The sequence below is a fragment of the Halobacteriovorax sp. DPLXC-1 genome, assembly GCF_036903125.1.
Lineage (GTDB): Bacteria > Bdellovibrionota > Bacteriovoracia > Bacteriovoracales > Bacteriovoracaceae > Halobacteriovorax_A > Halobacteriovorax_A vibrionivorans.
On record NZ_JAYMCO010000001.1, the window covers coordinates 706,125 to 719,597 of the forward strand.

A 13,473-nucleotide genomic window follows, 5' to 3' on the forward strand; every position below is an offset into this window, starting at 1 on the left:
CTTTTCGTCAGGAATATTATTTGCCTTAATTTTTTTTCTATAAAGAGATACAATATTAGCCACTTGGAGATTTTAATGAATTTAGCTAATTATATGGATATTACGAAATTACAGGATGTTACAAATGTGAAGAAGGTTTTCTTCTATCGCATATGTGGGACAGGTATGGGAGCAGCCGCTTGTCTATTAAAAGAGTCTGGCCTTGAAGTGGCAGGCGCAGATCGTATGTTCTATCCTCCAATGAGTACTTATCTAGAGTCTTCTGGAATCGATATTTTCAATCTCGAAGATGAAAACTTAAAAGATATTATTAAAGGTTATGACTTAATTGTAGTAGGTAATGTTGTAGCAAGACAATCTGATGATGCTCGCATGCTTGAAGAACTTGGTATTCCATTCTGTTCGTTTCCGGCTGCTATTGGTGCTTTCGTTTTAAAAAATAAGAAAGTTGTTGGTATCTCTGGAACACATGGAAAGACAACAACAACTTATTTTGGAGTTCAATTATTTGAAAAGCTTGGAATGAATCCCGGTTATTTAATTGGTGGGGTAATGGATGAGAGGCCACCTGCAAGAACTGGTGAAGGAGAGTATTTCTTTATCGAGTCTGATGAGTATGACTCAGCATATTTTGAAAAGTATTCTAAGTTTCGTTCATACTTTATCAATACATTAATTATTACATCTCTTGAATTTGATCATGCTGATATCTTTGAATCAATTGAAGATATTAAAGATGAATTTAAGGCGATCTTACCTGAAGTAGATGAAGTGATCGCTTGTTCAGAGTGGGAAAGTATTAAAAATCTAAAATCGGCCGATAAGTCGTGGTCAGAATATAGTCGTGAGAACGTAAAAATTATCAACGTTGAAAATGGATTATCTACTTTTAGCATGAAATGCTCTCAAGGGGAGCATACCTTTAAGACCAATCTTATGGGAATGCATAATATTTTAAATCTAACATCTATTATCATCGTTGCTTTAAAAGCTGGGAAAACAGTTGATGAAATACAAGAAGGAATTCTTGATTTGAAAATGGTGCAAAGAAGACAAGAAGTGAAAGGTGAGTTTAATGAATCTCCTATCATTGATGACTTTGCCCACCACCCAACTGCCGTTACAGAAACTGTAAGTGCGATCTCTCTTAAGTATCCAGGTAAGAAGATTCACGCATATCTTGAACCGGGCTCTGCGACAGCAAGAAGTGATCTTTTTCAAGAGCGTTTTGTTGACTCTCTTAAGGATGTTGCAAGCGCAACTATCATAAAACCAATGAGACCTACTACGGCCAAGGGACAGGGGGATCTTGATGTTGAAAAACTTAAAGCAGATCTCGATGGTATCGGTGTAAAAACATCAATTGTAACTGAATTAGATATGCTGATTTCATTAATTAAAGAGAATTCTAATAAAGATAGTATCCAGCTTGTTATGAGTAATAGCTCATGTCTTGGATTATGGAGTAGCGAGTTTGTTAAAACTTTATAAGTATTCCATTTCGATCCTATTCTTAGTCAGCACGATCTTTGCTAAGGGACCAAGTGATTCAGAGGTAATTAAAAATTATCTTAGTCTTCATAGAGCACAATACAAAGCAACTTGTAATATGCAAGTCTATAACAAATCGAAAAAACTCTATAAAGACTTTCTGGGTGATGGAATCTTTATTCCTTTCAAGTTAGATGGCCAATTAGATGATGATGCCATTAGTGAGCACCTGCCTCTAATGAAGAAAAAAAGAGAGTGGATTGCTAATATCAAAAAAAGATTATCTAAAATGCGCTCATTTAGAAAAGTCTTGGCAAGAAATAGAGAAATTAAATCTCAATTTGAAAAAGCGATGCAACACAACTATCACTATCGCTATGCAAAGACTTTAGATGAAAAGTCTACATTAGCGATCAAGTCAAAAGTAGAGATAAAAAAGTTTCTAAAAGACTTTGAAAGATATCTTGGAAGTCTATACTTCTTCCAGTCATTTAAGTTTCCAGTGGATCATCTTCACTTGAGATCTGAATACGATAAATATAAAGATATTGAAACACCGGAAGGAAAAGCTAAATCTAATTCAACTTACTTACTAAGAAAAATTGTAGAAGATGGAAGTGTTGATTCCAAAAGAGGACGCTCTGACCTTTCTCTTCGCTCATTAATTGATAGTGTTTATTTACGTATTATTGGCTTTGATGAGCCGTTTCTTACTGAAGACTTACGTTATGATATTTCAGATCTTATCGATCGACTTGATCGTGTCTTACGTCGTGGTCATAAGAAAACATACAAGCGTATAAAGTATTGGGAGAAGAAGATTATTGAGCGTGAAAATTATTACGTTGATCTTCTTAAGAAGAGTAAAACCAAGAGTGATATTTTAAAGAAGATTTTTGAAGATAAGAGCAAGGCCCGATATGCCCTTAGTCACTATGTTTATGACAAGTCTGCTCTTGTTTACAAATTTTGGAAAAAGCAAAAAGAAATTTATCGAAAGCTATATGCACTTGAAACAATTCTAATTCATGAAGTCGGCCGCCTTGATGATAGTTACGGAAGTGAAAGACGTGACGTTGCCAAAGTCGTTATCAATCGAGTGGATAATCCAGAATATAATACGATTGAACCTAATGAACCATTTTTTGATGCACTTATAGAAAATGGAGTTTCTAAAACAAAACAATATCCCTGGTTGAATGTTCTTTTTAAACGAGGACAGTTCTCGTTTACTTACTTCTTTATTCCAGCTTCAAAAGGAATCTTTTGTCCGGATCAATCACGTTCCGCTAGAAAGTTAAGGGCCAAAAACTTAAAGATGGTTTTAGAAGAATTAAGAAGGCCAGACGAAGACTTTAAAGCAACTCGTTATTTTTCTCGTGCATCAATGCTTGGTCGTATTGATATGTCGAGCCTTTGGGATGAGTATGAAAGTATGCCAGAGAGAACAGGGCCTCTAATTCACGACACAAAACGTTTAAATACTTTATTAAAACGAAAGAACCTCGATTTTCTTTATGAATTTAAAGATGTCGAAGGTGATAGCTATGATGTGTATAAGTATAAAAATAAAGTTTATGTACACTCTGTGAAGCAAGATAAGTTTTATAAGTATCGAAATCCACATTATTTCAAATACTTCGTCAAAAAGAGCGACTACTAGTTTTTTATTGAGTCTAACTACTTGAAAATAGTTGTCAAAAAGCTTGTTAAAACGGCTCTCTAGCAGTATATTCAATTAATTATTAGTGTATTAATTATTTATAGCTAGGAGATGAGGCAGTGCTAAAAGATTTCACATTTACTTCTGAATCAGTAACAGAAGGGCACCCTGACAAAATTGCTGACCAAGTTAGTGATGCTGTTCTAGACGCAATGTTAGAACAAGATCCAAAATCACGTGTTGCATGTGAGACTATGGTTACAACTGGACTAGTCGTACTTGCTGGAGAAATTACTTCTAAAGCAAATGTAGACTTTCAAGAAACAGTAAGAAATAAAATTAGAGAGATTGGTTATGATCACTCAGATAAAGGTTTTGACGCTAACACTTGTGGTGTAATGGTTGCTCTTGATAAGCAGTCACCAGATATCGCTCAAGGTGTAAACGAAGGTGAAGGAACTTATACTGAGCTTGGTGCAGGTGACCAAGGTCTAATGTTTGGTTACGCATGTGATGAAACAGATAACTACATGCCAATGACTATTGATCTATCTCACAAACTTGCTCAGAGACTTTCTGAAGTTAGAAAAGATGGTACTCTTGGTGAACTAAGAGCTGACGGTAAGACACAAGTTTCTGCTCAGTATGAAGATGGAAAACTTTCTCGTATTGATGCAATTGTTGTTTCAACTCAACACTCTGACAAAATGACTCTTGCACAAGTTCAAGAAGCAGTTAGAGAAGAAGTTGTTAATAAAGTTGTTCCAGCATCACTTGTTGATAACAACACAAAATACTTCATCAACCCAACTGGTAAATTTGTTATTGGTGGGCCAATGGGTGACTGTGGTCTAACAGGTAGAAAGATTATCGTTGATACATACGGTGGTCACGGTGCACACGGTGGTGGAGCATTCTCTGGTAAAGATCCAACAAAAGTTGACCGTTCAGCGGCATACGCAACAAGACAAATCGCAAAGCATATCGTTGCCGCAGGTCTTGCTGAGAGAGCTCTAGTACAAGTTGCATATGCAATTGGTGTAGCTGAGCCAATGTCACTTCTAGTAGATACTTTTGGTACAGAAAAAGTTGATGTTGCTAAGATCAACAATGCTGTTAATCAAATTTTTGATATGAAGCCAGCGGCGATTATCGAAAGACTTGATCTTCTAAGACCAATCTATTCTCCAACTGCTGCTTACGGGCACTTTGGTAGAAGTAAAGATGGTTTCTTTCCTTGGGAAGAATTAAGCTATGTGGAGAAGTTAAAAGCTCTTTGCCTTTAACCGAAAGCCGCGCCATCGCTTCGCTAGGCTAGCTTTCTCGAGTCACATCCATCTCAGCTTCAAAACTGCCCTTTGGGGCACTTTTGCCGCAGGATGTCCCTTGGGAAGAATTATCTTATGTCGAAAAATTTAAAGCACTTTGCTTATAGTATAGAAGGCTCCGAAAGGAGCCTTTCTTTTTTTTCAAATGCGATTATACTTATCCTATGAATGAATTCTTCATGTTCACATTACGATACACACCATTTTGGTCGATACCTATTATGATCATAGGTGGCCGTTTTGCCTATTACTACTGGCTAAGAGGTTATACTATTCCGCCGCTATTCTTTGCTATGCTCTCAGCTATATCAACATTCTTTCTCTTTCTTTGGGTGATGGCAGGAGGTCCTGATAAAATAGTTCACTACTTTTTAGAACTTATTCACGGACTGTAAGAAACTTTTAGATACAAAAATCAATAAAATTAAGTACTTAACCTTTGTGTGGCAGAAATGTTGTGGTGTTAAAAAATTGACACGTCTACAGATTGTTCGATACCATTTTGTTGGGACAATTTTTAACCGCTCAAGATGAGAGGCAACAACACATGAAAAATGATTTTAATTTTTTGACTGATACATTCACGAACGAAGAGTCAGCAAATGAAGTAAAAATCGACCAATCACTAAAACCGGTCATTATTGTCGTAGAGGATGATCAAACTCTCTCTGCGATGATTACAAAATATCTTAGTAAAAAAATCAATCTTGAAGTCTTTAGCTTCAGCTCTCCAAATTCAGCAATAGAGCATATTACAGCAAACTCTGTAAATCGTTTCTGCTTGATTACGGATATAAGTTTTGAAGATAGTTCTTCAGATGGTTTATATCTGATAGACCTTCTCAAGGAGAGAGGACTGACATTTGCATCAATTGCAATGACAGGCTTCGCTTCTATTGAAACGGCCATTGCTGCAACTAAGAAGGGTGTATTTCATTATTTAACAAAGCCATTTGAACTAGAAGATCTTAAGGATCTTGTTGTGAAGGCACTGATGAATAAGCTTGAGTATCGTGAAAGCCTTGAGGTTAGTAATAATATTCAGCAAAAGAATGAAAAACGATCGCTAGGTAAACGCTATAAGTTAGAGATGCCAACTGAAGAAGATGTTTTCTGCGGTATGATTGGACGCTCTAAACCTATGCAAAAGATCTTTGAGCGTATTAAGAAGGTTGCAGCCTCAAACTCTACTGTCTTAATTGGTGGTCCTTCTGGTACTGGGAAGGAGCTTGTTGCACGGGCCATTCACCAATGCTCTAAACGCCAGTCTAAGAAGATTGTTAACGTTAATTGTGGGGCCATTCCTGGTGAGCTTCTTGAAAGTGAGTTATTTGGCCACGAAAAGGGAGCATTTACAGGTGCAGTTTCAAGTCGAATGGGACGTTTTGAAGCGGCCAATGAAGGCTCAATTTTCTTAGATGAAATTGGGGATATGCCACTCCTTTTACAAGTTAAATTATTAAGAGTTTTACAACAAAGAGAAATTGAACGTGTTGGATCTACTGTAACGACTCCTGTGGACGTTCGTATTATTACAGCGACACACAGAGACCTTGAAGATTCTGTACAGCAAGGTAACTTCAGAGAAGACCTTTATTACCGTTTAAATGTAATTCCTATAAAGATTCCAGCTCTTAAAGATAGAAGAGAAGATATCCCATTATTAATTTCTTATTTCTTATCTCGCTTTGTAAGTGCAGATGGGAGAAATGATATTGAGCTCGATGATGAGACATTTGAAATTCTTATGTCTTATGAATGGCCAGGAAACGTAAGAGAGCTAGAAAACCTTATTGAGCGTTTAGTAATCTTAAGAGGTGGAAATAAAATACGTCCACAAGACTTACCTCCTAAGATCCTTGCATTAACAAACCGTAGTGCAATAGATACAGAAGATCTTGTTAATCTTCCTGATAATGGACTTAATCTTAAAGACTTCATGAGTGAAGTAGAAGAGTCCTTAATTCGTCAGGCCCTTACAAAGACTAATGGGAATAAGAATCAAGCATCTAAACTTCTTCAGATGAATCGAACGACATTAATCGAAAAAATGAAGAAGCGAAATTTAGATTTTTCAATTCAACAATAAATCACATTGTTTCAATGCCAAATTGACACCAATACTTTAGCCGACTTTCATAGTCGGCTTTTTAAATCACTGATTATCTGTCATGACATTACTTTGACACGGAAAAATTGTCCCATGAGAAAAATTTTCCTTTGAAATAACTCAAAATATAGTAAAATAGGTTAGGGCATGCTTCAGGAAGAAGAAATTGCCAAATAATTGACGTTATTAAATTTGAAACAGGAAGTTTCTACCATCATGAAGAAAGATTTTAATTTCAAAAATTTCTTATCTTTTATAGCACTCTTTTTTAGTGTTGCTATCCTTAGTACAGCTTCCGCAAATGTTGTTACACCTGAAATTCATAATGATTTTCTAAGAGTTAAGTTCTTTCTAGATAAGAAGCTTGTAAACGTAACTAAGTCTAGTACTGAAGTATCGTTTTCAACTCTTGATGGAGATGTCTATACGCAAGTAAGAGAAGGGCTTAAGAACTTTTCTTCTTCTAAGTATATAAAGAGAGTTTCTTACACAGAGCCAACTTCTGGAAATAATGTTTTTACAATTACTCTCTCTTTAAAGAAGAATGTTGAAGTTTTCTCTTTTTATAAAAATCGTGATCGTGCTTACTACGTAGACTTTTGGAAAGATGGCCAAGTTAGTAATAAACAAGCTGCCATAAAGACACTTCCTAAACTAGTAAAAAGAGATACTAATGAAGCGAAGTTATCGACACCTAAGTTCGTTAAGAAGGCTTCAACACAGGTAAAGAAAAAGCCTAAGAAGAAAGTAAGAAAGAAAATTGTTAAGAAGGCCCCTAAGAAAGAAAAAGAATATAAAGACTTCAGATACGGAGCTTCTTTCATTTGGAATTATGAGCCTTTAGCTCCAAAGTTAAAAAATCAAATTAGACTCGATAGAAAAACTGCAGAATACTTCTTTCCAATCAAGAACTTTGATTATGAAAAAAATGATTCTCAGGCTCATATGCAACTTACTTTGAACTTGTACAGAAAAGCTAAATGGGGATTGATGTATAAATCAATTAAGCTTTACGAGAAGAAGTTTCCAAATAATTACAATGCCTACAATGATTATATGAAGGCAAATGCTCTATTACGTGAAACTTTAGAAAAAGGTGATCTAAAGCCTGTTGATACAGCTGTTTCAATGTATACGAATATTGTCGATCGTACTGATAATTATGAAATGAGAAAAGGTCTTTATAAGTATCTTGTTACTTTCTATCGTGAAAGAAAAGATTACGTAAAGGCTTTAAAATACGCTAAGCGCTTCTTTAGTGATGCAAAAGAAAACTTTGACTATGAAGAACTTGAGTATATGGGTGAGTTCATCTTAGCTTCTTTGGCCAATTTAAACCAAGTTGATAAAGTAAAAAACCTTATTAATGACAAAACTCTAATTAAGATAATCTCTAAACAAAAGCTTAAGGCTTATGAGATTTATACATACCTAAGACAAAATGATGAAGAAAAGGCCATTGAGGCTTTTGAATCATTTGAACAGTCTACTAAGGGAGAGTACTTAGGTTCTATTTACTACAACGCTGCTGAAGCATACTTTAGACAAGCAAATTATAGTAAAGCATTTAGAATTTATGACACGTTTATCTCTAAATATTCATTCATGAGCGAGTCAGCACAGGCAAGGTTACGTATGGCCTTGATTGCAGACCTTCAGGACCGTCCAAAAAATGAAGTCCTTGAACTTTACAAGAATGCAATTAATCGAGCACAGAATCAAGATGTTAGTCTTGAGGCCCGTATTCGCTATGTTGGCCTTCGTACAATTAGAAAGAACAAGAGAAGTGAACAGGATAATGAAACGAGAGTATTCCTAGATAAGGGAACAGATAAGAAGCTTAACGCTAACTTAGAGAGGCTCTTATGGCAAACACGTCTTCGTAGCTACATCGTTGACGGCAAGTATGAGGAAGCTCTGACATTTCTTACAGCACTTCCAGTTGCAGCAATGAAGATTAGTGAAAAGAAAGTATTTGAAGCAGATGGTGCCGAAATTGTGTACGGGATCATTAAATCAAACTTTGCTGAGGGAAAATTTGCTCGTGCAATCCGTGCTTGGGAGATCTATAAGAATACATATTTCAAAAAGATAGGTGCTGATCCAGAAATACAATTTATTATCGCAAAATCGTATATAAATCTTACACTCTGGGATGGATTTCAAAAAATGTATGAGAAAATGTTAGCGAGCAAAAAGGAAACTGCTCACACATTTCCACTATGGGTTCCACGCAAGGAAGTTAAGAAATTGGACTTATACAAGAACGAATTACAAATCCTAAGAAATTTGAAGTTAAAAAATTATGCATCTGTTGATCGTATAATTGCCAGTACTCAAAAATCATATCCAAACTTTGAAAAAATCACTTTCTATAAGGCCCTAGCTCACTATAAAAAGGGTGAGTATGCAAAGGCAGAAAAAGAATATGAAAAGTTTTATGCAAGTGGTGCAAATGCGAACACTATTGATGCAAAAGACTTAATCGACTCAATCGAGTTCTATCTTGAATCAATCTATGAAAGCAAGAAGTATGATAAGTACCTAAAGGTTTCACAGGCCCTTCTTAAAGATGCTAGTGAATTTCATGTTCCGGAAAGCGTTGCAAAAGGTCTAAGAGAACAGGTTAATTATCAAAGAGTTGAAATTTTATTTAATAAGAATAGTAAGTGGGCAACAGCAGAAGCAGAAAGCTTTCTTACAGAGTTCGATAAGTCATTATATAAGAATCGCGTAAAGTTCTTATTAGGAAAGGAAAGCCTAAAGAAGAACAACTTCACACTTGGTGAGAAGCTTTTAAATGAGATCTTAAATGACAAAGATGCGAAGGAATATTTAAAAGAATTAGTTAGAAGTGAATTAACACTTATTAATTTAAAGAAACGTACACTTTAATTTTTGCCCACGGATCGGGCATGACAGACAGGAGGTCAAATGAATACGTTTACAGCAGAACTTTTTGGACAGGATCCTAAAATTGTTAAAGCTTTAAAAGTTGCAAACAATGTTGCTGTTACAAAAGCACCAGTGCTTATTGTAGGTGAGGCAGGTGTTGGAAAGAAGACTCTAGCGGGTTTCATTCACGAAAACTCGACAAGACAAGGTAAGCCATTTGTAACAGTTGATTGTTCAAATGAGTCAAACCAAGTAGAAAATGAAATCTTAGGTTACAGAGATCCAGAAACTGGACGTTTTATCAAAGGTGCATTTGAAAATGCCAATGGTGGAACAGTAGTTCTAGTAAACGTAGATGGTCTTGAAGATACATTTCAAAAGAAATTACACAAAATTCTAGGTGAATTACAAGATTACGAAATTGACGTAAGAATGGTTGCAACAACAACTAAGAATTTATCAAAGCTAGTAGGAGCAGGACGTTTCTACCGTGGTCTTTATACATTCATCTCGTCTAACTCAATCACTCTAACTCCACTAAGAGAAAGAGTTGGTGATCTTGAGTATATCGCAAGAAACATTATTAAGACGACTCTTGATGGTCAAGAAGTTTCAGTTCAAGAAGAAGCAATGAATAAGATTCTTTCTCACTACTGGACTCATAATGTTAAAGAACTTAAAGCAGTTCTTGAAAATGCTCTTGCAAACTTTGAAGGTGATGAAGTTTCAGCTGAGCATTTAGAAATCGGTGAGAAGAAAGCAGTAAATGTTATCTCTGAAGACGATTCAGAAGGAATCAGATTAATGTCTCTTAAAGAAGCTGAAAAGTTACTTATCAAGAAGGCACTTATTCATACTTCAGAAAACAGAACACAAGCTGCAAAGATTCTAGGTGTTTCAATTAGAACTCTTAGAAATAAAATCAATGAGTACCGCGGTGATGGTAACTCATACTTTGTTAACTTAAGATAAGGTGATTCATGAGGGTTGAGGACAAAACATTAAAAGCATTAGCATCTTCTTTGAATTTAAGACAGATCCGACATGAGATCTTAACTTCAAATATCGCTAACGCGGATACACCAGGTTATAAAGCAAAACGTGTAGACTTCGAAGAAGCACTACAAAGAGCTTTAGACGTTGATGGGAATCTTGAGATGTTGACCTCTGACGAGAAACACTTTGACGTTGGCAATGGTGGGTTTGATAATCTTCAACCTGAAATTTATGAAGATCCAAATGGAATCGTCTCTGAAGATGGAAATACTGTCGACAGAGACGCTGAAATGGCCAAAATGGCCGAAAATAAAATCTTATACGATGCATCTGTAAAGTTACTTAATAAGAAACTTGGGATGCTGAAATATACAATTAACTCTGAGAAGTAGGGGGAATAAATGGATTTATTAACCAGCCTAAAAATTAGTTCATCAGGAGTTGCTGCAAATAAGAAGCGCATGGCCGCGATTTCTTCAAATATTGCTAATGCTCAAACGACTAGAACTGCTGAAGGTGGCCCATATCGTAAGAAGGAAGTTGCTTTTGGTAGTGAGCCTGCACGCGATAGCTTTTCAGATGTACTAGAGGGTGAGCTTGAAGAGCAGGCCCAAGCAGTTCATGCAACAGAGGTTATCTCAAGTGATAGACCTCCAATTTTAAAGTATGAACCAAATCACCCAGATGCTAATGAGCAAGGGTATGTTGCCTATCCGAATATCAATGTGATGGAAGAGATGGCAGATATGATTTCAGCTTCAAGAAGTTATGAAGCTAATATTAATGTAATGAATACAACTAAGAGTATGGCGATGAAAGCGCTTGAAATTGGTAGTGGAAACTAGGAATAGGGGTTAAACCATGGCGATCAATAATATAACAACAATGAATGACGTCTTTAACTCACAGAAAATGCGTGATTGGACAAACCCAGCTGGTGGAGCAGAGAAGCCAGGTGGAGATTTTAAGCTAGAAGGATTTGATGAAATTGCAAAGGTTGCTCCTTCTGAAAAGAGTCAGAGTTTTTCTGAACTTCTTGCTAATCAAATCATGGATGTAAATAAACTACAAAAAGAAGCTAATACGGCAATTGAAAAATTAGTGAGTGGTGAAAGTAAGAATATCCACGAAACGATGCTGGCCGTAGAGAAAGCAGAAATTGCTTTTAAGACGATGAATCAAGTTCGAAGTAAAGTAATTGATGCATATAAAGAAGTAATGAGAATGCAAGTCTAGTTGATAACTAGTTAATGATCTCTTAATTTAGGATGAATTAAGAGCTTCAGGTGTCAGGAGGATACGTGAAAGATTTTTTCGACAAAATGCTAAGAAACTTCAAAGAGTTCTATGGTGAGCTCGATGCAGGAAAGAAGATCTCTCTCTTTGCTGTAACTGGAGTTATTCTAGTCTTCCTACTAGGTGTTGTCCTTTGGGCCACACATACAAATTATAAGGTACTTTATTCAGACTTAAATAAAGAGGATATGACAAAGGTTGAGGTCTTCTTAAGTCAAAATAATGTAGAAAAGAAAACATCAGCAGATGGAAGAACGGTTAGTATTCCTGAGGATATGATTGAAACTGTTCGTCTAAAAATGATGACTTCTGGTTTTTCATTCTCTGGTACAGTTGGTTACGAAGTCTTTGATAACCAATCGTTTGGTACAACTTCATTTGTTCAAAAAGTTAATAAGCAAAGAGCACTAGAAGGTGAGCTTATTAAAACGATCAAGCACCTTAGAGGTGTTAAAAGAGCTCGTGTTCACTTAAATATTCCTGAATCATCACCATTTGTATCTGAGAAGAAACCACCAAGTGCCTCTGTTGTACTTGAATTAAATCGTGGTGTTACTCTGACGGAACAAGAAATCAAGGGGATCTCTTCTCTTGTCGCTTCATCTGTTGAAGGGATGAGACCGACTGGTGTTGTAATCCTTGACCATAGAGGAAAGAAGCTATCTGAGAATATCGGAGATGCAATGACGGCAAATACAGCAAATCGTCTTGCTCTTGAATCAAAACTTAATAGAAAGTATGAAGCCCAAATTGAGGATATCTTAACAAAAGTAGTTGGTGCCGGTAAGGTTATCGCTAAAGTATCTGTTGATATGGACTTTACTGAAAGTGTATCAACACAAACAAGTTATGATTCTGAAAATAAGGCCGTTCTTTCTGAAGTAACAAATACACAGAATTTACAAGGTTCTCGTCCTTCTCCACAGGGGATTCCTGGAGCGAGATCAAACCTTCCAGGTGAACAGCCTCAACCAGGTGTTCCTGAAACAAGAAATGACGTGAAAAAAGAGTTAGCGACACGTAATTACAATGTACCTAAGAAGGTAACGCGTTCTAAATCGCCAACAGCTAGTGTTAGAAAAATTTCAGCTGCAGTTATGTTAGATGGAAAGAGAGTTACACAAACTGTTGATGGTAAGACTGTTACAAAGTATGAGCCGTGGTCAGAAGCTGATATTGCAAACTTTCAAGCAATCGTTGCTTCAACTCTAGGAATCGATGATCGTCGTGGAGATGTGATTACGATTAAGAATATGGAGTTCCAACAAGAAGATCTTGAAGCAATTGATGCTTTAATGCGTGAGCGTGAAAACAGAGAGCTAATCAAGAATATCTTTAAGTATCTTGCAATTGGTTTAACGATCTCTCTTTTCTTCTTCGTTGTTGTTAGACCATTTATTCAGTGGGTTACAGATAACGCAGTTGAAACAGTAGAGGATTTCTTACCAAGAACTCTTGAAGAATTAGAGAAGGTTCAAGCAAACCAAAAACTTCCAGGACTTGAGGATGCTCTTCCACAAATTGAAGAAAAACTCAATCCTGAGAAGATTGAAGGAAATATGCTACGTGAAAAGATTATCTCACTTGTTGAGACTAATCCTGGAAAAGCAGCACAGATTGTACATGATATGATTCATGCACAGGAATCGGATAAATCGATTGCTTAGTATGATGTTAATTAATAGGAAAAGAGC

The 13,473-nt window shown here is 36.1% G+C and carries 11 protein-coding genes; all 11 read left to right on the forward strand.

Features of this window, described 5'->3' with window-relative positions:
- Positions 1-75 precede the first annotated feature (75 nt).
- Entirely contained in the window at positions 76-1,491 is a 1,416-nt protein-coding gene (locus VCM44_RS03435) for a Mur ligase family protein (protein ID WP_334678024.1), read from the forward strand.
- Complete coding sequence (locus VCM44_RS03440) at positions 1,475-3,154, forward strand: hypothetical protein (RefSeq protein ID WP_114705589.1); 1,680 nt, start codon at positions 1,475-1,477, stop codon at positions 3,152-3,154. The genes VCM44_RS03435 and VCM44_RS03440 overlap by 17 nt, the downstream gene beginning before the upstream one ends.
- Positions 3,155-3,273: 119 nt before the next feature.
- Positions 3,274-4,440, forward strand: a complete 1,167-nt coding sequence (metK, locus tag VCM44_RS03445) for a methionine adenosyltransferase (RefSeq protein ID WP_114705588.1) — start codon at positions 3,274-3,276, stop codon at positions 4,438-4,440.
- 206 nt (positions 4,441-4,646) lie between these two features.
- Positions 4,647-4,877, forward strand: coding sequence for a hypothetical protein (locus tag VCM44_RS03450; RefSeq protein ID WP_133296865.1), 231 nt, complete (start codon positions 4,647-4,649; stop codon positions 4,875-4,877).
- Between the two features lie 173 nt (positions 4,878-5,050).
- The gene (locus VCM44_RS03455) at positions 5,051-6,571 is read left to right on the forward strand and encodes a sigma-54-dependent transcriptional regulator (protein WP_158536749.1); all 1,521 of its coding nucleotides are present in this window, start codon (positions 5,051-5,053) and stop codon (positions 6,569-6,571) included.
- Between the two features lie 237 nt (positions 6,572-6,808).
- The gene (locus tag VCM44_RS03460) at positions 6,809-9,487 is read left to right on the forward strand and encodes a tetratricopeptide repeat protein (protein ID WP_334678025.1); all 2,679 of its coding nucleotides are present in this window, start codon (positions 6,809-6,811) and stop codon (positions 9,485-9,487) included.
- 39 nt (positions 9,488-9,526) lie between these two features.
- Positions 9,527-10,459: a sigma-54-dependent transcriptional regulator gene (locus tag VCM44_RS03465; RefSeq protein ID WP_114705585.1), complete on the forward strand. Its 933-nt coding sequence runs from the start codon at positions 9,527-9,529 to the stop codon at positions 10,457-10,459.
- A gap of 8 nt (positions 10,460-10,467) precedes the next feature.
- A complete protein-coding gene (gene flgB / locus VCM44_RS03470; protein WP_114705584.1) occupies positions 10,468-10,875 on the forward strand; it encodes a flagellar basal body rod protein FlgB in 408 nt (135 codons plus the stop codon).
- Positions 10,876-10,884: 9 nt separating this feature from the next.
- On the forward strand, positions 10,885-11,328 hold the full coding sequence (flgC, locus tag VCM44_RS03475; RefSeq protein ID WP_114705583.1) for a flagellar basal body rod protein FlgC: 444 nt from the start codon (positions 10,885-10,887) through the stop codon (positions 11,326-11,328).
- Between the two features lie 16 nt (positions 11,329-11,344).
- Complete coding sequence (fliE, locus tag VCM44_RS03480; protein WP_199506601.1) at positions 11,345-11,719, forward strand: flagellar hook-basal body complex protein FliE; 375 nt, start codon at positions 11,345-11,347, stop codon at positions 11,717-11,719.
- A 65-nt stretch (positions 11,720-11,784) separates the two neighbouring features.
- On the forward strand, positions 11,785-13,446 hold the full coding sequence (fliF, locus tag VCM44_RS03485; protein ID WP_114705582.1) for a flagellar basal-body MS-ring/collar protein FliF: 1,662 nt from the start codon (positions 11,785-11,787) through the stop codon (positions 13,444-13,446).
- Positions 13,447-13,473 lie beyond the last annotated feature (27 nt).